The organism is Burkholderia sp. BCC0419, assembly GCF_902830285.1.
Classification (GTDB): Bacteria; Pseudomonadota; Gammaproteobacteria; order Burkholderiales; family Burkholderiaceae; genus Burkholderia.
Genome location: NZ_CADESR010000001.1, coordinates 527,886 through 553,332, shown reverse-complemented (window position 1 = coordinate 553,332; position 25,447 = coordinate 527,886). Strand labels below are relative to the sequence as shown.

The 25,447-nt window shown below is 67.4% G+C and carries 23 protein-coding genes; 7 read left to right on the top strand and 16 right to left on the bottom strand.

Annotated elements, in window-relative coordinates:
• Positions 1-351: 351 nt before the first annotated feature.
• Positions 352-1,902 (top strand): mannose-1-phosphate guanylyltransferase/mannose-6-phosphate isomerase, encoded by a 1,551-nt coding sequence (locus HWW87_RS02505; RefSeq protein ID WP_175819112.1) that lies wholly within the window; start codon positions 352-354, stop codon positions 1,900-1,902.
• 122 nt (positions 1,903-2,024) lie between these two features.
• On the opposite strand, the gene HWW87_RS02500 is transcribed toward HWW87_RS02505, so the two are convergent.
• From HWW87_RS02500 to HWW87_RS02465, 8 genes are all read right to left on the bottom strand, one after another.
• A complete protein-coding gene (locus HWW87_RS02500) occupies positions 2,025-2,969 on the bottom strand; it encodes a DUF6566 family protein (RefSeq protein ID WP_175819111.1) in 945 nt (314 codons plus the stop codon).
• A 738-nt stretch (positions 2,970-3,707) separates the two neighbouring features.
• A complete protein-coding gene (locus HWW87_RS02495; RefSeq protein ID WP_175819110.1) occupies positions 3,708-4,289 on the bottom strand; it encodes a DUF3501 family protein in 582 nt (193 codons plus the stop codon).
• 29 nt (positions 4,290-4,318) lie between these two features.
• Positions 4,319-5,656, bottom strand: coding sequence for a heterodisulfide reductase-related iron-sulfur binding cluster (locus HWW87_RS02490; protein WP_175819109.1), 1,338 nt, complete (start codon positions 5,654-5,656; stop codon positions 4,319-4,321).
• Between the two features lie 122 nt (positions 5,657-5,778).
• A complete protein-coding gene (locus tag HWW87_RS02485) occupies positions 5,779-6,201 on the bottom strand; it encodes a rubrerythrin family protein (protein ID WP_175819108.1) in 423 nt (140 codons plus the stop codon).
• A 223-nt stretch (positions 6,202-6,424) separates the two neighbouring features.
• Entirely contained in the window at positions 6,425-7,693 is a 1,269-nt protein-coding gene (locus HWW87_RS02480; RefSeq protein ID WP_175819107.1) for an RNA polymerase sigma factor, read from the bottom strand.
• Positions 7,690-8,106, bottom strand: a complete 417-nt coding sequence (locus tag HWW87_RS02475) for a VOC family protein (protein ID WP_175819106.1) — start codon at positions 8,104-8,106, stop codon at positions 7,690-7,692. Before HWW87_RS02475 ends, HWW87_RS02480 begins: the two co-directional genes overlap by 4 nt.
• Before the next feature lie 26 nt (positions 8,107-8,132).
• Positions 8,133-8,552 carry a YciI family protein gene (locus tag HWW87_RS02470; RefSeq protein WP_006482945.1) on the bottom strand — a complete coding sequence of 140 codons (420 nt, stop codon included), beginning with the start codon at positions 8,550-8,552 and terminating at the stop codon, positions 8,133-8,135.
• 125 nt (positions 8,553-8,677) lie between these two features.
• On the bottom strand, positions 8,678-9,031 hold the full coding sequence (locus HWW87_RS02465; protein WP_006482933.1) for a YciI family protein: 354 nt from the start codon (positions 9,029-9,031) through the stop codon (positions 8,678-8,680).
• Positions 9,032-9,237: 206 nt separating this feature from the next.
• Between HWW87_RS02465 and HWW87_RS02460 the strand changes: the two genes are divergently transcribed.
• From HWW87_RS02460 to HWW87_RS02445, 4 genes are all read left to right on the top strand, one after another.
• The gene (locus HWW87_RS02460) at positions 9,238-11,109 is read left to right on the top strand and encodes an ExeM/NucH family extracellular endonuclease (RefSeq protein WP_175819105.1); all 1,872 of its coding nucleotides are present in this window, start codon (positions 9,238-9,240) and stop codon (positions 11,107-11,109) included.
• Between the two features lie 285 nt (positions 11,110-11,394).
• A complete protein-coding gene (locus tag HWW87_RS02455) occupies positions 11,395-11,781 on the top strand; it encodes a DUF883 family protein (RefSeq protein ID WP_174387472.1) in 387 nt (128 codons plus the stop codon).
• Positions 11,782-11,846: 65 nt separating this feature from the next.
• Positions 11,847-12,431, top strand: coding sequence for a YSC84-related protein (locus tag HWW87_RS02450; RefSeq protein WP_174433259.1), 585 nt, complete (start codon positions 11,847-11,849; stop codon positions 12,429-12,431).
• Positions 12,432-12,666: 235 nt separating this feature from the next.
• A complete protein-coding gene (locus tag HWW87_RS02445) occupies positions 12,667-13,719 on the top strand; it encodes an AI-2E family transporter (protein WP_174433258.1) in 1,053 nt (350 codons plus the stop codon).
• Positions 13,720-13,765: 46 nt separating this feature from the next.
• Here HWW87_RS02445 and HWW87_RS02440 read toward each other — a convergent pair whose 3' ends face one another.
• From HWW87_RS02440 to HWW87_RS02410, 7 genes are all read right to left on the bottom strand, one after another.
• Complete coding sequence (locus HWW87_RS02440) at positions 13,766-14,278, bottom strand: thioesterase (RefSeq protein ID WP_175819104.1); 513 nt, start codon at positions 14,276-14,278, stop codon at positions 13,766-13,768.
• A 196-nt stretch (positions 14,279-14,474) separates the two neighbouring features.
• Positions 14,475-15,491 carry an NADP-dependent oxidoreductase gene (locus HWW87_RS02435; protein ID WP_043177915.1) on the bottom strand — a complete coding sequence of 339 codons (1,017 nt, stop codon included), beginning with the start codon at positions 15,489-15,491 and terminating at the stop codon, positions 14,475-14,477.
• A gap of 37 nt (positions 15,492-15,528) precedes the next feature.
• Positions 15,529-16,317 carry an SDR family oxidoreductase gene (locus tag HWW87_RS02430; protein WP_175819103.1) on the bottom strand — a complete coding sequence of 263 codons (789 nt, stop codon included), beginning with the start codon at positions 16,315-16,317 and terminating at the stop codon, positions 15,529-15,531.
• A 253-nt stretch (positions 16,318-16,570) separates the two neighbouring features.
• A complete protein-coding gene (locus HWW87_RS02425; RefSeq protein ID WP_175820656.1) occupies positions 16,571-17,623 on the bottom strand; it encodes an RNA-guided endonuclease TnpB family protein in 1,053 nt (350 codons plus the stop codon).
• A 365-nt stretch (positions 17,624-17,988) separates the two neighbouring features.
• The gene (locus HWW87_RS02420) at positions 17,989-18,579 is read right to left on the bottom strand and encodes a phosphatase PAP2 family protein (RefSeq protein WP_175819102.1); all 591 of its coding nucleotides are present in this window, start codon (positions 18,577-18,579) and stop codon (positions 17,989-17,991) included.
• 80 nt (positions 18,580-18,659) lie between these two features.
• Positions 18,660-19,976 carry an Nramp family divalent metal transporter gene (locus HWW87_RS02415; RefSeq protein ID WP_175819101.1) on the bottom strand — a complete coding sequence of 439 codons (1,317 nt, stop codon included), beginning with the start codon at positions 19,974-19,976 and terminating at the stop codon, positions 18,660-18,662.
• Positions 19,925-20,989, bottom strand: coding sequence for a helix-turn-helix domain-containing protein (locus HWW87_RS02410; RefSeq protein ID WP_175819100.1), 1,065 nt, complete (start codon positions 20,987-20,989; stop codon positions 19,925-19,927). Before HWW87_RS02410 ends, HWW87_RS02415 begins: the two co-directional genes overlap by 52 nt.
• A 520-nt stretch (positions 20,990-21,509) precedes the next feature.
• On the opposite strand from HWW87_RS02410, the gene HWW87_RS02405 reads away from it, so the two are divergent.
• Positions 21,510-21,911, top strand: a complete 402-nt coding sequence (locus tag HWW87_RS02405) for an OsmC family protein (RefSeq protein ID WP_175819099.1) — start codon at positions 21,510-21,512, stop codon at positions 21,909-21,911.
• Between the two features lie 104 nt (positions 21,912-22,015).
• Here HWW87_RS02405 and HWW87_RS02400 read toward each other — a convergent pair whose 3' ends face one another.
• The gene (locus tag HWW87_RS02400) at positions 22,016-22,897 is read right to left on the bottom strand and encodes a Dyp-type peroxidase (RefSeq protein ID WP_175819098.1); all 882 of its coding nucleotides are present in this window, start codon (positions 22,895-22,897) and stop codon (positions 22,016-22,018) included.
• A 484-nt stretch (positions 22,898-23,381) separates the two neighbouring features.
• On the opposite strand from HWW87_RS02400, the gene HWW87_RS02395 reads away from it, so the two are divergent.
• Positions 23,382-25,244 carry an ABC transporter ATP-binding protein gene (locus HWW87_RS02395; protein ID WP_175819097.1) on the top strand — a complete coding sequence of 621 codons (1,863 nt, stop codon included), beginning with the start codon at positions 23,382-23,384 and terminating at the stop codon, positions 25,242-25,244.
• Positions 25,245-25,447: the final 203 nt, after the last annotated feature.

The window sequence follows — 25,447 nt, the reverse complement described above, 5'->3', positions numbered from 1 at the left end:
CATGACGCTATTGAACCGACAAGAAAATTCCGCCTCAAGCGCACAAGTATTTCGAAAAATAATCGGAAATTCTTGCCGCGATCTTTTTTAATTAAATCGGCAGGTTTTCCCGAATCGGTCGGGAACGGGGATTTTTTCTGGATCTTTACGCTTTCCGCTCGCCCTTTGCGGGCGGTCATGTCCGGCCGGCGCCCGGAATTATTTTTTATTTTTTTATTGCCGGCCGGTGCTATCGCGGAAAATTCTCCCAGATCAATGCGTGGCGGATATCCGGCATTGGGTCCGGTTTTATTGTCGATTTACTTCATGCTACAACGACAGGCACTGACTTCAACCGTGGAGAGTGTCATCATGAATGCTCCGGCAGTGGTCGCCGAAACGCGCCATTCTTCTTCCGCCGCAGCCGGCATGCCCGCAGCCGGTATGCCCGCAGCCGGTACGCGTCTCGCCGTGCAGCCCGTGATTCTCGCTGGCGGTTCCGGCACGCGCCTGTGGCCGATGTCGCGCGAGCGTTTTCCGAAACAGCTGATCGGCCTGCTCGGCGATCATTCGCTGCTGCAGTCCACCGCGCTGCGCCTCGACGGCCTGACGGCCGATCATCCGCTGAACGACGACGTGCTGATCGTCTGCGGCGAGGATCACCGCTTCACGACCGCCGAACAGCTGCGCCTGACGGCCAAGAACGCGACGATCATGCTCGAGCCGCTCGGCCGCGACACCGCGCCCGCGCTGACGCTCGCCGCGCTGCGGCTCGTCGCCGGCGGCAACGACGCGGTGATGACCGTGATGCCGGCCGACCATGCAGTCGCGGACGTGCCGCGCTTTCACGCGGCCGTCGCGGCCGGCGTGCACTGCGCGGCGCAAGGCAAGATCGCGACGATGGGCATCGTGCCGAAGCATGCGGAAACCGGCTACGGCTACATCCGCGTCGGCGCGCCGCTCGGCGACGCCGGGACCGGCCCCCTCGACGTACGCCGCCTCGACCGTTTCGTCGAGAAGCCGCACCTCGAACTCGCGCAGCAGTACGTCGCGTCGGGTGAATACTGGTGGAACAGCGGCATCTTCATCGTGCGCGCGTCGGTCTGGCTGAAGGCGATCCAGCAGCTCGAACCCGCGATCTACGCGGCCTGCGAACAGGCCGTCGCGCAGGGCAAGGAAGACGGCGATTTCTTCCGCGTCGATCGCGACGCATTCGCCGCGTCGCCGTCGAATTCGATCGACTACGCGGTGATGGAACCGCTCGCGAGCCTGCCGCAACTGTGCGAAAGCGTCGTCGTGCCGCTCGACGCGGGCTGGTCCGACGTCGGCTCGTGGGACGCGATCTGGCAGATCTCGCCGAAGGACGACACCGGCAACGTCGGCCGCGGCCACGTGCTGTTCGAAGGCGCCGAATCGACGTTCGCGCATTCGGAAAGCCGGCTCGTCGCCTGCGTCGGCACGCAGAACCTGGTCGTCGTCGAAACGCCCGACGCCGTGCTCGTCGCGGATAAATCGCGCGTGCAGGACGTGAAGAAGATCGTCGGGCACATCAAGGCGCGACAAGGCTCCGAAGCGACCGATCACCGCAAGGTGCATCGTCCGTGGGGCCACTACGACTCGGTCGACACGGGCGAGCGCTTCCAGGTAAAACGTATCGTCGTGAAGCCGGGCGCGCAACTGTCGCTGCAGATGCATCACCACCGCGCCGAACACTGGATCGTCGTGCGCGGCACCGCACGGATCACGCGCGGCGACGAAACGTTCCTGCTGTCCGAAAACGAATCGACGTACATTCCGCTCGGCGTATCGCACCGCCTGGAGAACCCGGGCAAGATGCCGCTCGAACTGATCGAAGTGCAGTCGGGCGCGTATCTCGGCGAGGACGACATCGTCCGCTTCGACGATACCTACGGCAGACAGTAACGCCATGCACCAAAGGGCGCCGCTTCGACAGCGGCGCCCGGGTAAGGCAAGAGATGGAGACACTGAACTTGCGCGCGGGCATCGTGGCACACGACGGCCCGCGCGTGGCACGGCAACGGCGATCAGCCCACGCGGTACGCGTATTCGCGACGCTCCGACGACTGCACGGGATCGTTGCGGCTTTCCGACAACGCGCCCGCGCGACGCTCGGCGATGAAGCGCTTGATGTCCGACTCCGCGCGCGCCAGCGCCGACAAACCGGCCAGCACTTCGCCTTGCGGCTCGCACGCCGGCGCGTCGCTCGCACCGTGGCGATCGATCCACTGGCGCGCCCACTCGAGCGCGTACTGCTCGGCTTCCTCGGCGTCGGTGAAACGCGGGCCGATCAGGCCCGAGCGTTCGACGCGCCGGTCGTCCTGCGAGATCTCGGCCCACGCGCGATACATCAGGTTCTGCACGGGCTGCGCGATGCCGCTGATCGTATAGCCGCGATACTCGTCGACCTGCGGCTCGGCCGCGGCGAAGCTCGCCGCCGACGCCCGCACATGGCGCAACTCCGCGGCCGGCGCACCGGGCACCGTGAACGACACGTCGGAGCGGCCGTCCACCTGGTCGTCCGGCATCGTGCTCAGCGACGCACCCTCGCCCTCCCAAACGTTTGCCTGCGCAACCGGCAATTGCCACGACTCGGGGTTCTGCCAGAACACGCCGCGCAGACGGTCGTTGTCGGGCACCGGCTCCGCGCGGCGGGCCGGCACGACCGCCTCCGGCGGCGGCGGAATATACGCGAACGTACGCCCGCTGAACTGCGTCAGCACGTCGATCATCTTCAGCAGCGTGCCGTTCGCGAGCCACTCTTCGTAGCGGCGGCGGCACGTCGGCCCGGACGGATAGCGACCGGGCAGCTTTGACCAGGCTTCCCCGGTCGTCAGGATCCAGAGCACCGCGTTGGCGACGACGCGCGGTTCGGCGCGTGGACGCCCACGACGGTTCAGCCGGATGGGTTCATCGGCGATCAGCGCTGAAAGGCGAAACCACTCTTCATCGTTAAGCTCATCGAAGAACATAGTCGATCTCTCCACGCAGCCAGGCCGGGGCTGCGATTGGCGGCGCCGTCGCGACACATCGCGTCGCAGGGCGGCCCAGGTTGCACATTATGGTTATCCGGCGTTGTGCATACCGGGCGACACCGCACTTTCACGGTGCCGCGATTCCCGGCAATGGCGCACAAATCGCGGTCTCACTCCAATGTGGGAATTTTTGTGCACGAAGCATACCATCCTCAGGGTTTATCTCAATATGACAATGACTTAATGTTACGCACTGAAACAACCTGCCATGGGCGGGCAAACCATTTACGCTTGAATTTTTTTGCGAGATCTTTATGCCGGCGGCTGCAAAGGCCCGTCTGGCGGGGCTCCGCAGCGTCTGAAGAATGCCCTGGAATAGGCTGTTACCGGCTGCTCCGACCCCTCCCGGCAACAATCACCGGGATTGCTCCCTGAAATCGGTAAATCAGGGAAAAATTCGTAACAAGATATTCATGAATCGGTAAATCATTCGATTCCCGTTGAATCGAATTATCTCCATGCACAATCTTTTTATTGTTTCTCTGCGAGTGATGAAAACACGCTGACGCATTGCGCCCACTGTGTCCCCGCATGCAAATCCGTCACGCTTGTTACATCTTCGCGGCAATAGGCCAACCGGCGCGCCGCATCGCGTGCGGCACGCCGGTTTCGGGTCGGAACGGAAAGGCGGGAGCCGGCGTCCGCGGCACGCGGCGGCGGTGATGAATGGTGGCGTTAGCGCAGATCGCCGGCCAGCGACGCGGCCACGTCCGTGTCGACGCGCTGCGGCGGCATCGTATAGGCCGGATGATCGCAGCCGATCGACAGCGCCGCCCCGCCCTTGAGCGCCGCGCGCATCGGCGCATCGAACTCGAAGCGGACGAAGTGCACGGCCGACGTCTTCTCGCCGTTGTCGCGCTCGAGATCCTCGTCGGCGATCGCGTAGACGCTCGCGTGCCCGTCGACCCGCAGGTACACGCGATCCTCGACACCAATCAGCCGCGCGAGCGCCGCGCGCCGTTCGATCTCGTGCTCGTACTCGATCTGCATCGTCGCCTTCAGGTTGGTGCCGTCGGGCACCAGCGGCAGATACGCGTCGAGTTCCCCTTCGATGCCGGCTTCGTCGAAGATCTTCTCGATGTGCAGCATCTCGTGGATCTGGTAGCGGATCGTCGTCTCGTCCTCGAACAGGAAACGCAGGTGGTTGCCGAGCGCCACCGCGCGGCGGCGCTTGTACGCGACGAGCCGCGCGTGTTCGGCCTTGCGGATCTTCGCGTACGCTTCGAGCGTCAGCAGGGAGTCGCGGGTCAGCGTCATGGATATCCTCGTGGATGGCCGGCAGCGGCTCAGATGCCGTACGCGCGGCGCAGCAGCGTCAGCGGATGCGCGAGCGGCGCTTGCGGCAGCCCCTTCTCGTCGATGCCCTGCACGATGTGATGGCCGGCAAGCGCGCAGTCGGACGACACGACATCCGGCCGCGGCTCGGCCATCGCCTTGAATACCGGTGCGCCGATGCGCATCGCGTCCGCATGAAACGCCTTCTTCACGCCGAACGTGCCCGCGTGGCCCGAGCACCGCTCGACGACGTTCACGCGCGTATCGGGCACGAGCGACAGCGCATCGGCCGTCTTGCGGCCGATGTTCTGCACGCGCGCATGGCACGGCACGTGATACGACACGGTGCCGAGGCCGGTCTTGAAATCGGTCTTCAGCAGCCCGTCGCGATGCCGCGCGATCACGTATTCGAACGGGTCCCAGAACGCGTCGGCCACCGCACGCACGGCTTCGTCGCCCGGGAACATCAACGGCAGCTCGCTCTTGTACATCAGCACACAGCTCGGGATCGCGCCGATCAGCGCATAGCCTTCGCGCGCGTAGCGCTCGAGCACCGGGATGTTGACGGCCCGCTTCGCGGCGACGCCGTCGAGGTTGCCCTGCTCGAGCAGCGGCATCCCGCAGCACGCTTCGCGCGTGACGAGTTCGTACGGGATCTCGTTGTGCGCGAGGATCGCGAGCAGGTCGTGGCCGATCCCCGGCTCGTTGAAATTCACGTAGCACGTCGCGTAGATCGCGACCTTGCCGGGCGTGCGTTCGCCGTCGCGCACGGGCGGGTCGTCCGAGCGCCTGGCGGCGCGCCGGAACGTGCGCGGCGCGAATTCCGGCAGCCACGCGTTGCGATCGACGCCGAGCGCCGCTTCGAGCGCGTGGCGCGCGGGCGGCGTGCGGTTCACCGCGTTGACCGCCTGCGTGACGACCGGAATGCCCGCGAGACGGCCGAGCGCATCGGTATTCGACAGCACCTTGTCGCGCAGCGTCGCTTCGCCGCGTTTGTAACGCGCGGCCTTGCCGCGCAGCATCAGGTGCGGGAAGTCGACGTTCCATGCGTGCGGCGGCACGTACGGGCATTTCGTCATGTAGCAGAGGTCGCACAGATAGCACTGGTCGACGACCTTGCCGAACGCGGCCTTCGGCACTTCGTCGATGTCGCCCGTCGGCGTGTCGTCGACCAGGTCGAACAGCGCCGGAAACGCGCCGCATAGCGACACGCAGCGCCGACAGCCGGCGCAGATGTCGAATACGCGCGTCATTTCCGCATCGATCGCGGCTTGGTCGTAGAACACTTCGGACTGCCAGTCGAGCGGATGCCGGGTCGGCGCTTCGAGACTGCCTTCCTTGTGGGGCATGGGGCGCTCCCGCGTGGCGCGCATGTGCGCAAGCGCACCGCCCGCACGGTGCGGGCGGCGATGAACGAACAGCCGGCCGCGTGCCGGTCGCACGGCGATGCCGTGCGACCCGCGGCGGCCCGTCAGTCGACGAGACTGTCCAGCGCCTTCGTGTAGCGGTTCGCGTGGCTGCGTTCGGCCTTCGCGAGCGTCTCGAACCAGTTCGCGATTTCGTCGAAGCCTTCGTCGCGCGCGGTCTTCGCCATGCCCGGATACATGTCGGTGTATTCGTGCGTTTCGCCGGCGATCGCCGATTCGAGATTCAGCCGCGACGATCCGAACGGCAAACCCGTGGCCGGATCGCCGACGACTTCCAGGTATTCGAGATGGCCGTGCGCATGGCCGGTTTCGCCTTCGGCGGTCGAGCGGAACAGCGCGGCGATGTCGTTCTGCCCCTCGACGTCGGCCTTCGAAGCGAAATACAGATAGCGCCGATTCGCCTGCGATTCGCCCGCGAATGCGGCCTTCAGGTTCTCTTCGGTTTTGCTGCCCTTGAGTTGAGCCATTTGCGCCTCCGTTCGAGTCGGCGCGGCCGCGTGCGACGCCGGGCCGATCAGATATGTGGGGAACGATACGTGCGCCGGGCGCGCATCGTGCTCTTCAATCTAGGCGCTCGCGTTCGCATCCCCCAATAGGCTTTTTCAATGCGGGCGATAGTGTCGGGTGCGGAGCGGCAGATGGCCAGAAAGACGGGCGCCGCGCGGTGCCGCGCTCGTCATGCGCCAGGCGTCACGCATCCATCGCGCGCTTGAGCAGCAATTCGCGCTCACGCTCGTTGCGCGTCAGTTCCGCCGCGCGGCGGAACTCCAGCTTGGCCTCGTCGGCGCGGCCGAGCTTCGCGAGCAGATCGCCGCGCACGCTCGGCAGCCAGTGATAGCGCGCCAGCGCCGGATCGTCGCGCAGCCCGTCGACGAGTTCGAGCGCCGCGGCCGGCCCGAACGCCATCCCCACCGCCACCGCGCGATTCAGCTCGACGACCGGCGACGGCGCGACTTCGGCGAGTGCGTCATACAGCGCGACGATCTGCGCCCAGTCCGTGTCCGCCGCGTGCCGCGCACGCGCATGGCACGCGGCGAGCGCGGCCTGCAGCGCATACGGCCCGCGCACGCCGCCGAGCTTCGTCGCCCGCTCCAGCGCCGCGAGGCCGCGCCGGATCAGCAACGGATCCCAGCGGCTGCGGTCCTGGTCGAGCAGCAGCACGGGCCGGCCCTGCGCGTCGATGCGGGCATGCATGCGCGACGCCTGCAGTTCCATCAGCGCGACGAGCCCGAGCACTTCGCTTTCGTCCGGCGCGAGCCCCGCTAGCACGCGGCCGAGCCGCAACGCCTCGTCGCATAGCGCCGGACGCATCCAGTCGTCGCCCGCCGTCGCCGCATGGCCTTCATTGAACACGAGATAGATCACCTCGAGCACCGACGCGAGCCGCGCGGGCCGCGCGTCGGCGGCCGGCACCTCGAACGGCACGTGCGCCGCCGCGAGCGTGCGCTTCGCGCGCACGATCCGCTGCGCGATCGTCGGCTCGGGCGTCAGGAACGCGCGCGCGATCTCGCCCGTCGTCAGCCCGCCGAGCAGCCGCAGCGTCAGCGCGACACGCGCGTCGGTCGACAGCACCGGGTGGCACGACGTGAAGATCAGCCGCAGCAGATCGTCGCCGATGTCGTCGTCGGTCGCGTCGGCGAGCGCGTCCGCGATGTCGGGCACGACGTGCGCTTCGAGCGCGTCCATCTCGTGGCCGAGCTGGTCGCGCTTCGACGCATGAAGCGACTCCTGCCGGACGCGGTCGAGCGCGCGACGCTTCACGGCCGTCATCAGCCAGGCGGCCGGGTTGTCGGGCACGCCGTCGACGGGCCAGTGCTCGAGCGCCGCGACGAGCGTGTCCTGCGCCAGCTCCTCGGCCACGCCGACGTCGCGCACCACGCGCGCGGCGCGCGCGATGATCTTCGGCGCCTCGATTCGCCAGACCGCTTCGATCGCACGATGCGTCGCCTCATGCGTCACGACGCCTGCCCCTGGGCCGACGCATCCAGCGGCATGGCCATCAGCTCCCAAGTGTGGCCGTCCGGATCGGTGAAGCCGTGGCCGTACATGTTCGGGTACTCGCGCGGCGCCTGCGGCGCGGCCCCGCCGGCCGCCAGCGCCTTCGCGACGATCGCGTCGACTTCGGCGCGGCTGTCGCACGACAGGCACGACAACACCTGGATGTGCGTCGCCGGATCGATGATGGTCTTGTCGGTGAAGGTCTGGAAAAACGGCCGCACGAGCAGCATCGCGAAGATCGTGTCGCTGATCTGGATGCAGGCGGCCTGCTCGTTGGTATAGGCCGGCACGACCTCGAAGCCGAGCGCCTGGTAGAACGTCTTCGCGCGCGGCAGGTCGGCTACCGGCAGGTTGATGAAAACCATCTTGTGCATGACGGGTGCTCCCGGTGAGGTTGGATTCAGGCGTGGCTGCGGCCGACGTGGAGATCGCGGAACCGCTCGACCGCATCGCTCGGCGTGAGGTCGTCGAGCTCGAACAGCGGCCGCACCTCGATCTCGCAATCGAGCTCGGCGCCGAACGGCGCGGGGAACCGGCGCGTCCATTCGAGCGCTTCGTCGCGCGAGCGCACCTGGATCAGCGTATAGCCGGCGATCAGTTCCTTCGTTTCGGCGAACGGGCCGTCGATCACCGTGCCCTTGCCGCCCGTGTAGCGCACGCGCCAGCCGTGGGCGCTCGACCTCAGGCCGTTGGCGTCGAGCAGCACGCCGGCCTTCGCCAGTTCCTCGTGATAGACCGTCATGGCCTCGACCAGCCGGTTGTCCGGCAATGCGTCGGATTCGCTGACGGCGTTCGCCCGGATCATGATCATGAATCGCATCGTTCACTCCTTGTCGTCGGTGGAAAGCGGCGCCCGTTCCGCAGCGCCTTACCCGGACGACGGGCGGAAGACGGCCGGATCGACACGCGCCACGACAAATCAGGGTAAATACCGAGTCACGACGCTCACAGGAAGCACGGGCCGACCGCGCGCACCTCGACCGTGCACCATTGCGCGGCCGGGCACTGGCGCGCGATCTCGATCGCTTCTTCGCGCGTGTCGACGTCGACGAGGAAGAAACCGCCGACCATCTCCTTCGCCTCGGCGAACGGACCGTCGAGCAGCCGCGTCTCGCCGTCGCGCACCTGCACGCGCGTGCCGCGCTCCGACCGTTCGAGCGACTCGACGCCGCGCAGCACGCCGCGCGCCTTCAGCGACTCGGCGAAATCGACCATCCGCGCATAGAGCGCCTGACCTTCGTCGAGCGTGCGCTCGGCGCGCTGTTCGGTCGGTTCGACAATCAACAGCATGTAAGACATGGATTTCTCCTGTGGGGACGGGGCGCGGCGGCATGCGCCGGGCGAGCGGCATGCGACGCCCGATGCGAAAGCGTATCAGCCGCGGAGCCGCTTGCCGCATCGTTGGCCATCCGGCACTGGCCGGATGGCCATTTCGGCCGCGGCCTGACATTTTGCCTTCAAGATGCGGTCCCGAACTGTCGGATTTTCATCCTGTGGACCGTCTCATGTCACGCCCGCTCCCCCTGTTTGCCGTTGCGCTGTTCGTGGTGTCGTCCGTCGTGCTCTCCGCGGCCGGCTTCGCCCGGCCGGCCGCCGCCGCGTTGCCGGTCAGCAGCGGCTGCGGCGGTGCAGCCACGGCGATTGCCGAGATCCGCCGCGCCGGCCGGCCGTCGCCGCTCGCCGGGCAAACGACGTCGATCGAAGCGGTCGTCACCGCGGCGTTCGGCGGCGCGGACGGCCTGGGCGGCTTCTTCGTCCAGCAGGCCGATGCGCAGCGGCAACGCCGGCCGGGCGTCCCGGAAGGCCTGTTCGTCTACGCGCCGAACGCGCGCGCCGAACCCGGCGATCTCGTGCACCTGACCGGCAAGGTCGACGAGCAATACGGCCGGACGCAGTTCACGCTGTCGGGCCGCGTGGCCGTCTGCGCACGCGGGCAGACGGTCACCCCGGCAACGCTCGCGCTGCCGGTCGCGTCGCCCGCCGTCCTGGCCGCGCACGAAGCCATGCGCGTACGCCTGCCGCAAACGCTGACGGTCAGCGATACCTACGAACTCGGCCGTTACGGCAGCATCGTGCTGAGCAACGGCCGGCTGCGCGTGCCGACCCAGGTCGCACTGCCGGCCGACGCTGCCGCGCACGCCGCGGCCAACGCACTGAACCGCATCGTGCTCGACGACGGTTCGAGCCGCCGCGACTCGGCGAGCGTGCGCTATCCGCCGCCCGCGCTGAGTGCCGTCAACACGCTGCGCGCGGGCTACACGGTACGCGGCGTCGAAGGCGTGCTCGAGTTGCGCTACGGCACATGGCGGCTGCAACCAGTGGCCGGCAAGGCACCGGTATTCGATGCCGCCGCGAATCCGCGCACCGCGGCACCGGCCCGGCATCCCGATGCCGACGTGCGCGTCGTATCGTTCAACGTATTCAACTATTTCAACGGCGACGGCCGTGGCGGCGGATTCGACGCGCCGGCCAACCGCGGCGCGAAAACGCCCGCCGCGTTCGCGCGGCAGGAAGCGAAGATCGTCGCGGCGTTGCGCGCGCTGCGCGCCGACGTGATCGGGCTGATGGAAATCGCGAACAACGGCCACGGCGACGCGAGCGCCGTGAGGCGTCTCGCCGCGCAACTCGGCGACGGCTGGCGCGCGGTCGATCCCGGCACCGCGCGGCTGGGCCGCGACGCGATCGCGGTCGCGCTGCTGTACGACAGCCGCGCGGTCGAGCCGATCGGGCGCGCCGCCACCGTCGCACTCGGCGGCCGGCACCGCCCGCCGCTCGCGCAGACGTTCCGGCGCATCGGCGGCACGCGCGCGTTCACGGTCGCGGTCAATCACCTGAAGTCGAAGAACTGCCCGCATGCAAGCGGCGTCGATCTCGACCAGTCCGACGGCCAGGGCTGCTGGAATGCGGCGCGCACGCGGGCGGCCGCGCGCGTCGCCGACTGGCTCGCCACGTCGCCGACGGGCGTCGCGGCCGACGGCGTGCTGCTGATCGGCGATCTGAACAGTTATGCGAAGGAAGACCCGGTTCGCGCGCTCGAAGCGCGCGGCTACACGAACCTGGTGGCGCGCTTCGTCGGCGATGCTGCGTATAGCTACGTATTTCGCGGCGAAGCCGGCAATCTCGACCATGCGCTTGCCACGCCGCCGCTCGCCGCGCGCGTGAAGGCCGTGCAGTTCTGGCACATCAACGCGGACGAACCGCTCGTCCTGCAACCCGTGCCCGATTACAAAACGTCCGCGCGACGGTCGGCTTATTACGCACCCGACGCCTACCGCTCGTCGGACCACGATCCCGTCGTCATCGACGTCGCGCTGGACGGCAGCGCGATGCAATCGGCTCCGGGCACGAATCGTGCGCATCGATCTGGCGTTGATTAGTGCAATTGCATCAGTACGCGGCCTGCAACGGCACTATTTACCTGACGGCCCGGCAACGCCATATTTACCGGACCTTCACTGCGATCCGCTGCTCGACACGCTGCCTCGCCCCGAGACGCGAAATTTTTTCAACCGCCGCCCCGCCCCGCGTGACGGGGCTTCCGGGCGATCCCGCCGACGAATTGAAAATTTGTCTCGAAACTCAAGCGGATCAAGTGAATCACACTAGTTGCTGGGATTCGTCTTATCTTCAAATTGGCCTGGAATCAAAGGAGGATAAACACCATGGCGCTTACCGACTCGATCGAACACAAGCTGGACCGCGGCCTGTCCGACATCCGTCGCACCGGCCGACGCGTGGGCCGTACGACCCGCTCTGCCGCCCGCGACCTGCATGCCGACGTGAGCGACGATCTGCGCGGGCTGGTCGACGAACTGGAGGATCTGCTGAAAAACGATGGCGATGGCGATATCGCCGCCCTGCGCAAGCGCATCCAATCGCGGATCGACGAAGCGCGCGGCGCGCTCGACTATGCGTCGGGCAGCGCGGCCGCCCGGCTGCGCGATTCGGCCGAACGCGTGTCGCAGGTCGTGCACGAGAATCCGTGGCAGACCGCCGGCGTCGTCGCGGGCCTCGCGTTCGTCGCGGGGCTGCTCCTTTCCCGCCGTTGAACGGGGCCGGCCGCCCCGCTGCCCGCACCGTCCGTCCTCAATCAGACAACGAAGGAGAAACCGCCATGCAGAAATCCCTCGCCATGAAAGCCGCCGCTGCCGTGATGCTCGGCAGCCTCGCCCTCGCCGGCTGCACCACCACGCCTAACAAATCCGACAACGCATCCACCAGCGCATCGAAACGCGAGTCGATCGACGCGAGCGTGAACGCGACGCTGTCGCGCCTCTATTCGACGGTGCCGGGCTCACGTGAGCTCGTCGCGAAATCGCGCGGCGTGCTCGTGTTCCCGAATGTGCTGCAGGCCGGCTTCATCATCGGCGGCCAGTCGGGCAACGGCGCATTGCGCGTCGGCGGCAGCACCGTCGGCTACTACAACACGTCGTCGCTGTCGGTCGGCCTGCAGGCAGGCGCGCAGTCGAAGGCGGTCGTGTTCCTGTTCATGACGCAGGACGCGCTCGACTCGTTCCGCAAGTCCGAAGGCTGGTCGGCCGGCGCCGACGCTTCCGTCGCGGTCGTGAAGATGGGCGCGAACGGCGCGGTCGACTCCAACACGGCCACCGCACCGGTGGAAGTGCTGGTCCTGACCAACGCGGGCCTGATGGGCGACCTGTCGGTGAACGGCACGAAGGTCACCAAGCTCCACATCTGACGATGCGGCACGCGGCCTTTGCGCCGCATTCGCCTCCCGGCAGCGCCGCGGCCCCGGCCGCGGCGTTTTCGCATGTGTCTCACGCAGCGGCTATGATGGCGGCACCTTTGCGGGCATACTCCGCATGGGCCGCCCGGCGGCGCGTTGCGCCGTGAACCCTGACGTTCGCGAACCGATCGCGCACAGGGCAACGAGATTCAATCAAACCACGCATCAATCTGCGCGAATGCCACCCATGGATAGCGGACAAGACCACCAAAAATTCTTCTACTTCCTGCTGTTCGCGGTCACCGTCGGACTCTGCTGGATTCTCGCGCCGTTCTTCGGCGCCGTGTTCTGGGGCACCATTCTCGCGATCCTGTTCCAGCCCGTGCAGCGCTGGCTTGCCGCGCGCTTCGGCAAGCGGCGCAACCTGGCCGCGCTCGTCACGTTGTCGTTGATCATCCTGATCGTGATCCTGCCGCTCGTGTTCGTCGCCGGGACGCTCGTGCAGGAAATCGCGTACGTGTACCAGGAAATCAAGACCGCGCAGCCGAACTATTCGCAGTACTTCCAGGACATCATTCACGCACTGCCGTCGTCGATCCAGCATCTGCTGCAGAAATACGGGCTGACCAACATCCCGGGCATCCAGAAGAAGCTGACCGACGGCGCCGCGCAGATCAGCCAGTTCGCGGCGACCCAGGCGCTCAGCATCGGCCAGAACACGTTCCAGTTCATCGTGAGCTTCGGCGTGATGCTGTACATGGTGTTCTTCCTGCTGCGCGACGGCGGCGAGATCGGCCGCCGCGTGCGCCGCGCGCTGCCGCTCGACGACGAACACAAGAACCTGCTGCTCGCGAAATTCACGACCGTCGTGCGCGCGACCGTGAAGGGCAACATCGCGGTCGCGCTCGTGCAGGGTGCGCTCGGCGGCCTGATCTTCTGGATCCTCGGGATCGAGGGCGTCGTGCTGTGGGGGGCGCTGATGGCGTTCCTGTCGCTGCTGCCCGCGATCGGCGCGGGCCTCGTGTGGGTGCCGGCCGCGCTCTACCTGCTGATGATCGGCGCGGTCTGGAAGTGCGTGATCCTCGTCGTGTTCTGCGTCGGCGTGATCGGCCTCGTCGACAACCTGCTGCGCCCGATCCTCGTCGGCAAGGACACGAAGATGCCCGACTGGGTCGTGCTGATCTCGACGCTCGGCGGGATGGCGCTGTTCGGCATCAACGGCTTCGTGATCGGGCCGCTCGTCGCCGCGCTGTTCATGGCGAGCTGGGACATCTACGCGCGCGCCGAACAGGGCGAATGACCCGCGTCCGGCCGCCGGCGCTCCGCACGCGTGCGGACATCGCCAGTCAAGGATGACGGATATGGATCACGACGGGCGCCACGGCGCCCGTTGCTTCATCCGCCGCGACCGTCATCACGCCGCCATACGGGCCGACGCGATGCACCCGGCCCGGCGCCAGCCGCACGCTTCGTTCGTCGCGCGCATCGCGCCACGTGACACGCACCGCTGCGCCGCCGTCCGGCGCGAACGGCGCGCCGTCGGGCCCGACCAGCGCCACCTGCGCACCGGGCAAGCGCCGGCCATGCGCATCGAACCGGAGCGTGGCCGTTGCCCCGCCGTCAGCCGCCTCCCGCACGTCGACCTGCACGCCCGCCGGGGCATCGAGCGTCACGTCGTAGAGATCGACGAGCGAACCGGTGAACCGCACGACGCCGTCCGACGCGGGCTGTCCGGCCGCCATCGCGTTCGGCATTGCATTCGACATCGCGAGCACGACACCGAGCCCGAACACCATCCTCCGCACGGCTCCGGCGCCCACTGCCGTTGCCGATGCCGACCGCTTCGCGTTGTTGCGCATGTTCCCTCTCCTCTGCCGCGTCACCAGAAAAACAGGCGGCGTGACGCGTCGGTCACGCCGCCTGTGTGCTGGCAATCACTGTAGGGAGAGCGGCCCGGACAATATATGGGACAAGTCCTAAACTGCAGCCGCATCGATCGAACTCAGCGCGGTCGACACGGCCCCGCGGCCCGATCCGACAGGCGTGACACGCCCGTCACGCGTCCGGATCGACGCGCAGCACGAGCTTGCCGCGATGGTCGCCGTCGAACAGGCGGTTCAGCACGTCGGGCGCGTTTTCGAGACCGTCGGCCACGGTTTCCTCGGCCTTGAGCCGGCCGTCGCGCAGCCAGCCCGCGAGCGTCTGCACGGCTTCGCGGCTCTTGCGGTAGTCGAGGATCAGGAAGCCACGCATCGTCAGCCGCTTGGAGATCAGCACGCCGACGTCGTCGGCCGCGCGCCCGCTGTTGTAGTTCGAGATCACGCCGCACAGCGCGACACGCCCGCCGATCACCATCCGCGACAGCACCGCGCGCATCACCTCGCCGCCGACGTTCTCGAAGTTCACGTGCACGCCGTCCGGCGTCGCCGCCTTCAGTTGCTGGCGGAAATCGTCGGCCTTGTAGTCGACGGCCGCGTCGAAGCCGAGCGTCTCGGTCAGGTAGCGGCACTTGTCCGCGCCGCCCGCGATGCCGACCACCCGTGCGCCGTGGATCTTGCCGATCTGCCCGGCGATCGAGCCGACCGAGCCGGCCGCCGCCGACACGACGAGCGTTTCGCCCGGCTGCACCGGCGCGATGTCGGTCAGCCCGTAGTACGCGGTCAGCCCGCTCATCCCGCACGCGCCGAGCAGCGTCGGCAGCGGCAGGCCCGACTGCGCGGGCAGCTTCACGAGCTGCGCGGCCTGCTCGGCCGGCACGACCGCGTAGTCCTGCCAGCCGACGAGCCCCTGCACGAGATCGCCTTCCGCGAACCCCGCATGGCGCGACGCGACCACGCGGCCGATGCCGAGCGCGCGCATCACCTCGCCGATCGCGACGGGCGGCAGGTACTGCGGCACGTCGCTCATCCACACGCGGTTGGTCGGGTCCATCGACAGGTACAGCACGCGCACGAGCACCTCGCCGTCGGCGAGCGCCGGCACCGGCGTCTCGACGAGCGAAAAATGTTCGCGGCCGACCCGCCCTTCCGGGCGCGTCTTCAGCAGCAGCTGGCGGTTCACGGGTGTCGACATGCTGTTCTCCTCCAATCGTTGTGGTTCGGGATGCGCGTCAGACCGCGCACATGCCGCCGTCGATCACGAGTTCGGCGGCCGTCACGAAGCGGCTCTCGTCGGACGCGAGATATACGGCCGCGTGCGCGACGTCGTCCGGCTCGCCGAGCCGGCGAAGCGGAATGCCGCGCGCGAGCTTGCGCGTCGCGTCGCGTTCGCCGAGCGACTGGAACAGCGGCTCGACGATCCCCGTGCGGATGAACGCCGGGTGAATCGAATTGCAGCGCACGTCGATCTCGCGGCGCGCGCAATCGATCGCAACCGACTTCGTCAGCGACGCGACCGCCGCCTTCGATGCGTTGTACGCGGTGAAGTCCGGCTCGACCTTGAATGCGGCGACCGACGAGATGTTGATGATCGACGCGGGATGGCTCTCGGCCAGGTACGACAGCGCGTGCTTGCAGCCGAGCACGATGCTCTCGACGTTGATCGCCATCACGCGCCGCCATTCGTCCAGCTCGATTTGCGCGGGCGAGCCGATCGAGCCGACGCCCGCGTTGTTGACGAGCACCGACAGCCCGCCCATCGCATCGGTCGCCTGCGCGAGCAGCGCCTGCCAGCGCGCTTCGTCGCGCACGTCCTGGGTCGCGGCGAACGCGACCGGCGTCGCGTGGCCCGCGTTGAGTTCCTGCGCGAACGCGTCGAGCACCGACGCTTCCGCGATGTCGGTCACGAACACGCGCGCGCCCTGCTCGACCATCCGGCGCGCGATCGCGCGGCCGAGGCCGCCCGCGGCGCCCGTGATGTATGCGCACTTGCCGGCGAGGCGTGGGGAAACGATTGTCATGTGACCTGCTCCTGTCTTGAGTCGTCGTCGCGGAACGCTGCCGCGACGGGGTTTCCGTGCGTTCCGGGCCTTCAGGGCCGCTGCCGGCCGACGTGCGCCGGTGGCCGGTGCGCCGACATGACGACGCATCGCACGGTTTCCGCGAGTATATCGAGTTGAACGCGCCGCACGCCGGACCGGCCGGGCAGCCTGTCCGCGATTGAACGACAGCCAGCGTACGCGAATGCCGCCAATCGTTGACGTCCTCGTCTCCCTAAAGGGAGAGGATTCCCACACCTGGCGATGCACGTCCGCATCGGAGAATGTTCAACGCAGCGTTGATATCACGATCATGCACGACACCACAGTCACTGCAGGCCCATTCTCTTACTCGCAGTCCCGCGATACCTTTCGGCCGCGTCGTGCTGCCTTTCGATCCGCACGACGAACAGGACTGGGTCGACCCGCTTTCGTCCACTTCCTCGAACGTGGCCCCGTGCGCCATCGCTTTGTAACGGAGCTTGTTCCGGAAGGACGACCAGGATGCGTCGTAGACGCTCTTCGCCATGCTGGTTCTGGCAAGTTTGACGGCCGACACGTTGCCAACCGCGATGTAATCGAAACGCCGCACCAGATCGAGCGCGAGCTTGTGCTGGAAGTCGGCGCGGGCATTCGGGACCTTGGCGTGCAGCTTCGCGATATGTCGCTTGTGCTTTCGTGCTCGCTGCGCCTTCGCCAGCCTTTCAGCCGCGCGTCGACCGAACCGGTCATTGGGCAGCTTCTCGCCGGTCGAAAGTGTGGCGAAGTCTTTCAGGCCGAGATCGATGCCGACGCCGGAACGGAGCGGGCGGGCCTGCACATCCGGCATCTCGATCACGATGTTGAGAAACCAATTGCCGCGCGCGTCCTGCGCGAAGTTGCTCCCGTCCTTGATCTTGCCTTCGGGAAGCGGTCGGCTGTTGAACACGCGAAAGGTGTTGCCGGCGAAACGGAACGCGTCACCCGCGCGCTTCAGGTCACGGCCCTTCAGCGGCACCCAGCCCAGCGATTTCCGGCCGCGATAGCGCAGATAAGGGCGTCGACGCTGGCTGCGCGACTTCGCGTATTGCTCGCACGTCGCGTTGACCGTGCCGGAGTGAATACCGAGTTCCTTGCTGCTGCCGGTCGTCAGCACGTTCAGGTCGAATCCGGTAGGCCACTTCTTGCCCCACTTCAGCGCGTGCTTCTGCGTGTCGTTGCAGAAGTTCCAGACGTAGTTCACCGCGCGGCTCTGCTTGTTAAGCAGTCCGTTGAGCGACTTCACGCGGTAGCGGTAGACAAGGATCATGTCGGTGATCCTAACCCGTGGAAGAAGCAGCCTGTCAACAGCACGCCTTTCCTCCCCGTCCTGAAGGACGGGGTTTCTCGGAGCAACTGATGAATATTCGTTATGCCCGGTCATAGACATCGTTCATGACTGGCGCGTAGCGGCGCCGATGCGCGCGCCCATGCGGGCCGACCGGGTGGACTGGCGAGCGAGTCGATTTTCCGGATGCCGGGCGTTGCGTTCCGCACAACCGGGGAAAGCGGGGAAGCAACCGGGAAGATGAGCCGGCGAGGCATCGTGCAACCCGCCGGAAAAACGCTAGAAACAACGCCGGACGAACGCCGGCGGAGAGAAGGCGGCGCCAGCGCGCCCGCCACCGGCAACCGTCAGAACCGGTCGCCCGACGGCGCGCGCACGAACGCGCAAAGCTGCGGCGAATGCGTGTCGATCATCTGCTGGAACGGCGCGCGGTGCCCATACGCGATGCCCGACACCAGCAGCAGGCAGACCGCCGCGACGCGCGGCGAGAACGCGCGCTGCCGCGCGCCGTCGTAGCCGCGCAGGAACACCAGCGCGACCAGCGCGCCGAGCATCCAGCCGACGACGACTTCCGGCACGGTGTGCGAGTGATCGAACACGCGCGCGACGGCCGTGATCGCACCGATGGCCAGCCCGGCCGCGATGCCGGGCGCCTTGCCCGGCCGGAACGCCTGCCACAGCATCGACAGTGCGACCGTCCACACGGACGTCGACAGCATCGTATGGCCGCTGATCACGCGGAAATCGAATTGCGGAAGCTCGATGCCGCATCCGGCATACAGGATCTTCGTGGCGCCGACGACGCCCATGCCGGCGGCCAGCAGCACACCCCAGCGGGCGGCCAGGCGCCAGTCGGTCAGCACGAGCCATACCGCGCAGGTCAGCGCGATCGGCAAGGTCAGCGCGGCATCGCCGATATTGCTGATTTCACTCCACATAACGGACTTCGGGGACGATCGAAAGGCCAGAGTTTACCGCAAGCGCACGCCGCACCTGTGTCAGCCTGTGACAGGCTGTATCAGCCCGCGACACCGGTAATCAACAGCAGGTTCGTGCCGGTGATCACGGCGAACAGCGCCCATGCGGCCACCTGCGTCCCGCGGCCGATCGCGTGGTCGCCCATCGTGCCGCGGTCGCTGACCGAGCGGATCAGCGGCCACATCGCGAACGGCAACTGCAGGCTCAGCAGCACCTGGCTCCACACGAGCAGTTGCCCGACCGAGCCGTCGCCGAGCCACAGCACGCCGATCAGCGCCGGCACGAGCGCGAGCCCGCGCGTGATCAGCCGGCGCTGGTAGCACGGGATCTTCGTATGCAGGAAACCGTCCATGATCACCTGGCCGGCGATCGTGCCGGTCAGCGTCGAGCTCTGCCCCGACGCGAGCAGCGCGATGCCGAACAACAGCGCGGCCGCGCCGCCCGCGATCGGCGTGATCAGCCGGTACGCCTGCTCGATGTCGGTCACGTCGTGCTGGCCCGTCGCATGAAACGCCGCACCCGCGACGACGAGGATCGCCGCGTTGACGAGCATCGCGACGAACAGCGACACGCAGGTATCGATGCGCACGAGCGCCAGCGTGTCGCGGATCACGCCGCGCGCGCCGCCGACGACGTGCCGGGTCTGCACGACCGACGAATGCAAGTACAGGTTGTGCGGCATGATCGTCGCGCCGACGATGCCGAGCGCGAGCACGATCGCGTCCTTGCGGTCGTGGCCCGGGTCGCCCGGCACGAGCCCGCCGACCACCGCATGCCAGTCGGGCGGCGTGATCGCCACCTGCGCGACGAAGCAGAACGCCATCGTCGCGATCAGCCCGAGCACGATCGCCTCGATCTGCCGGAACCCCTTGCCCTGCAGGCCGAGCACGATCACCGTGTCGAGCGCGGTGAGCACGACGCCCCATGCGAGCGGCACGCCGAGCAGCAGCTTGAACGCGAGCGCGCAGCCGAGCACTTCCGCGATGTCGCACGCGATGATCGACACTTCGGCGGTGATCCACTGCACGACGCGGCCGAGGCGGCCGTAGCGTTCGTAGCTGGCCTGCGCGAGATCCTTGCCCGCGACGAGGCCGAGCCGCGCCGCGAGCATCTGCAGGAAGATCGCCGCGAGGCTCGAGAACGCGACGACCCACAGCAGCGAATAGCCGAACTGCGAGCCGGCCTGGATATCGGTCGCCCAGTTGCCGGGATCCATATAGCCGATCGCGACCAGCAGGCCGGGGCCGAAGAAACGCCTGAGCTTCTGCCAGCGCGGCGCGGCGGCATCGATCGTGATGCTGCCCTTTACTTCCGACGGGCAGAAAGGGGCGGTGGCGGTAGTGGGGAGGAAAGGCATGGAAACCGGGAATCGAGGTCGCGACACGACGATTCTACGGGTATCCGGCCCGTTTTCCCGTGCTCGGCCACGCACGCGTCGCATCCCGCCCCGTCGCCGTCGCAACACGCGGCGGCGGCCCCGTCATCCGGATCGGGCGACGCCGCGCCGTGCGCGAGGATTTTTTCCCGCTCGGCGACGCGAAATTCGGTCGGCGACATCAACAGGCGCTGACGAAACAGCTTCGCGAGCCGCTCGCCGCTGCCGAACCCGGTGCGCCGCGCGACCTTGTCGGCCGGCAGCGTCGTATGGATCAGCATGTGGCACGCACGTTCGAGCCGCACGTGCTGGACGAACTCGGTCGGCGTCACGCCGATTTCCTTCTTGAAGCGCCGCAGGAAATTGCGCTCGCTCATCGCGGCCGCCTGCGCGGCGTTCGCGATCGAGATGCGGTTCACGCTCTGCGCGCGCAGCCGCTGCGCGGACATCCGGATCGACGGGCTCGCGCTCAGTTCGCGGAATGCCCACATCGACTGCACATAGCGCTGCTCGACCGGCCGCATCATGTTGCTGGCGATCTCCTGCGCGGCGCCGTCGCCGAGGTCGGCGCGGAACATGTCGAGCGCGGCGGCAAACACGTCGGTTTCGCCGGCCTGCGATTCGATCGTCGTGGTGGCGCGGCGCCCGGACCTGCCCGGCCGCCCGTCGATCGACGACGACGGCCGCCGCGTGGCGGCGAGCGCGGGCAGATCCATCGCGTCGACGATCCAGCGCGCATGCAGGCGAATGTCGGTCAGGCGCCGCTGCAATGCGTCGTCCCAGTTGACGGCCGCACGGTCGCCATGAAGATGAAAGAACGCGAGCGCACGGCGGCTGTGTTCGTCGCCGAGCGGATCGGCCGCGATTCTCACGCCGGACGACGACTGCAACAGTCCCCCGCTTTCGGAGACGTACTTGAGCTGGTAATCCACGCCGTACCCATGCAGGCGATTCGCCAGGTTGAAGGCCTCGCCAAGACGCGCGGCCTGGGCCAACGAAAAACCCGTACTCAAATAGATGATGACCCATCGCTGATCTGCTGCATTCACTGGCCAAGCCCCCGACTTGTTCGACTTCTTCTAATACCGTCGAACTGTCAGGCTTATATTTGGTTTGAATGCGTGCGACAGGACGGCTATCCCGAAATATGAAGCGACGGCATCTTAGCCGAACGGGTAGTGCCTTTGGCGCGAAATGGCCGACCGGGACAGCATGATGGCGGATTACTACAGGCTGCCGCGCGCCGCTGGTATGCAGGCACAGAATCGCGTATGCGATGCGGCCGATTGTTGCGGTCGTCGTGCGTAATAACATGCGTGTTCGATGGCGTTGCGCAACGGTCAAGCGGACGCTCGCGTATCGGCGCGAACGGCATCGACACGCATCGAACGCGTGCGATCGCCGCGTATGCCGACCGGCGCATCCGTTGCCTGCGCACCCGTTAGAATCGATCCGTCCTTCACCACGCCGCCACGCGGCGCCCGCTTTCCTTGATCCGCTTACCGGAGACTTGCCATGTCGCTCATCCACGCCGCCGCCGTCCTCGATGCCGACGCACCCAACTACGTCGTCCAGTTGCAGGCCGGCACGCATGCGCTGACCGGCGACGAAGCGCCGCGCGAAGGCGGCCAGGATCGCGGGCCGGCGCCATACGAGTTCGTGCTGGCCGGGCTCGCACAATGCACGGCCGCGACGCTGCGCATGTATATGCAGCGCAAGACGTGGCCGGCCGCGCGCATCGCCGTGAGCACCGAGCTGCATGCCGATCGCGAAGGCGTGCAATACGTGCGCCGCGTCGTGACGCTCGACGGCCCGCTCGACGACGCGCAACGCCAGCGTCTCGCGGAAATCTGCGAGAAAACCCCGGTGACGCAGTTCATCAAGCGCGGCACGCGGATCGACACGACGTTGAACTGACGCGCGCGGCAGGCCGTACGCACTGCCACTTGAAAGCCTGAAAAACGAAACGGGCGGGCCGCGCATCCAGCGCGACCCGCCCGTTCATCGATCCCGCCCGGCGCTTACAGTCCGAGCGCGGACAGATCCAGCTTGCCGTCCTTCATCGGCGGGCACCAGAAATACGCGCCCGTCAGCGGCCGCGTGAAGCGGAACAGGCCGTCGACGATGCCGTCTTCCGCGCCGCTCATCCGGCGCATCTGCACGTCGAACGCGCGGAACGAACAGCCGAACGCGACGAAGTAGAGGCCCGCACGGCGCGTGTCCGACCACGGCGACGAACGGCGCAGCATGAACGCCTCGGGCGCGAAGCTCTCCTGCGCGGTGCGCTTCACGTGCGCGAATTCGGGCGCGTCGTCGAGTTCCTCGTTGTCCGAACGGCGACGCCCGATGATGTGGTCCATGTCGCCCGACGGAATGCGCTCCATCTGGTCGAAGTCGTGCACCCACTGCTGCACCGCGACGAAGCTCGAACCGTCGAGCCCCGCGCCCTGCCCCGTCACGATCGCCGCGGCCACCGCGTCGTCGCCTTCCGGGTTCTCGGTGCCGTCCTCGTAGCCGGACAGGTCGCGATCGTTCGAATAACGGAAGCCGTCGACGGCATCCTGCAGCGCGAATGCCGGCGCCAGCGCGCGTTCGATCGCCCGCGCGCGCAGCACGATCTCGCCACGGTCGTCCGAGCGCAGCCAGACCCACACGTCGGCCGGCGTCGCCGGCAGCGTGCGGTCGTTCACCGCGAACGCCGGGTAGTCGGTCAGGCCCGGCACCGGATGCCCGAGATAGGCAGCCAGCGCGTGCCCGAAACCGACGACCGTGTCGCGTCCGTCGACGATCTCGCGCAGCGCGGCCAGCGCCGCGGCAACATTGCCGTCATTCGACATCGTGAAAGTCAGGTATCGGGCTGCCGTATCGATCGGAGCCAGGATGCCTTGCTGAACGTCGCTCATCGTTTCCTCGGGAATGGTTCGGAGTGAATCTGTACGGACCGCGTCGTCGTGCGCCGCGGACGCGGAAGTGTAATCGATGCGCCCGCCGGCCCCTGCCCGCCATCGCGCAACGTACGCGAAAAGGGGCCAAAACCCTGAATACTAACCGTATCGACGCAGCAACGCCGCATTCGTCAGACGTTGCGGCGCGCGCGACTGTCCTGCTAGAATCTTTTCCACGTCTTTTCGGCGTCCTTTCAACCGTTCACTTCAGGGGAGGTGCAGATGTTCCGAATGCCAGCAACCTTCCCGAACGTGGTCCCACGGCGCAGCTGATCCAGCCCGCCGTCCGCGCCGGCTCCCGAGTTTTCCGCTAACCCGTCAGCCGCGCTTTTCCCGACAGCCCGTTTCGTTCCGCCCGCGTGTTTCGCGCGGCCCGGCTGTTGCGTTTTCGACGTTCTCCGAACCGGAAAGTCCCGTCGCGCGATGCGCCGGGCAACGATACATGACCAGAAAAACCTCCCATCTGGGCGGCCATGCATTCCAGGCCGTCTTCGGCTTCACCATCCGCTACTGGCGCAAGCAGCCGGCGCGCATCGCCACGGTCGCGAGCTTGGCGCTGCTCGCCGCGCTCGCCGACGTCCTCACGCCGCTGTTCGCCGGCCGCCTCGTCGATGCACTGTCGACCGGCCTGACCGACCGCGCCGCCGCGTGGCATTCGGCCCTCGTCGCATTCGGCACGCTCGCCGCGCTCGGCATCGGCGCGACGGTGCTGCGCCAGGGCGTCTACCTGAACATCATCACGCTCACGCTGAAGATGATGAGCGAGATCGCCGCCGCGTCGTTCCACCGCGTGCAGCGCTTCTCGACCGACTGGCACGCGAACAGCTTCGCGGGCTCGACCGTGCGCAAGATCACGCGCGGGATCTGGGCGCTCGACCTGCTCAACGACACCGTGCTGATCGCGCTGCTGCCGTCGGTCACGATGCTGGTCGGCGCGACCGTGCTGCTCGGCACGCACTGGCCCGTGATGGGGCTCGTCGTCGGCGCGGGTTCGCTGCTGTACATCGCGGTGACGGTCGCGGTGTCGCTCGGCATCGTCGCGCCGGCCGCCCGGCTCGGCAACCTGTGGGATACGCGCATGGGCGGCGCGCTGGCCGACGCCGTCAGCTGCAACGCGGTCGTCAAGGCGTTCGGCGCGGAAACGCGCGAGGAAGCGCGACTCGCGCGCGTGATCGGCAAGTGGCGGCAGCGCACGCGCCGCACGTGGGTGCGCGGCACGTTCAACGGCGGGTTGCAGGGTGCGATGCTCGTCGCGATGCAGGCCGCGATGATCGGCGTCGCACTGCGGCTGTGGATGAACGACGAGGCGAGCGTCGGCGACATCGCGTTCGCGCTGACGATGTTCTTCATGCTGCAGGGTTACCTGCGCGACGTCGGCATGCACATCCGCAACCTGCAGCGCTCGGTCAACGACCTGGAAGAACTCGTCGCGCTCGAACGCCAGCCGCTCGGCATCGACGATCGCCCCGGCGCGCCGGCCATCCGGATCGGGCAAGGCGAGATCCGCTTCGAGCACGTGACGTTCCGCTACGGCAACCATCCGGTGCCGCTGTACGACGATTTCTCGATGCGGATCGCGCCCGGCGAACGCGTCGGCCTCGTCGGCCATTCGGGGTCGGGCAAGACGACGTTCATCAAGCTGATCCAGCGCCTGTACGACGTGTCGGGCGGCCGCATCACGATCGACGGCCAGGACATCGCGCAGGTGCGGCAGGAGTCGCTGCGCAGCCAGATCGCGATCGTCCAGCAGGAGCCGGTGCTGTTCCACCGCACGCTCGCGGAGAACATCGCGTATGCGCGCCCCGGCGCGAGCCGCGCCGACATCGAGCGCGCCGCGCGTCAGGCCAGCGCGCACGACTTCATCGTCGCGCTGCCGGCCGGCTACGACACGCTCGTCGGCGAACGCGGGATCAAGCTGTCGGGCGGCGAGCGCCAGCGCGTCGCGATCGCGCGTGCGTTCCTCGCCGATGCGCCGATCCTGATCCTCGACGAAGCGACGTCGAGCCTCGACAGCGAAAGCGAGCTGCTGATCCAGCAGGCGATGGAGCGGCTGATGGTCGGCCGCACGACGCTGGTCGTCGCGCACCGGCTGTCGACCGTGCGTGCGCTCGACCGGCTGCTGGTGCTCGATCGCGGCAAGGTGATCGAGGAAGGCAACCACGACGCGCTGATCCGCATCGACGGCGGGATTTATCGGCGGCTGTTCGAGCGGCAGGCGCTGGAGCTGGCGAAGGGGCTCGCCGATTCGCCGCGGCGCGTGGCGGATCGCGATGCCGGACCGCTGGGGGAGCCGGCGGAGGTTTGATGCAGGCGCGCGTCGCGACACGGCCCGGCGGCGGTGTCATCGCCGCCGGGCCGTGTCGACAGCAATCGGTTCCGGATCGAGGCCGTGCCACGCGCACGGCCTTTTTTGTGTCCGCGGGCCTGGCGCGTCGGCACCGAGCCGCGCGCCGCGCCGTGTCCGCCGCCAGGATCACTTATCATGTCGGCCAGCAAATGGGCGACAAG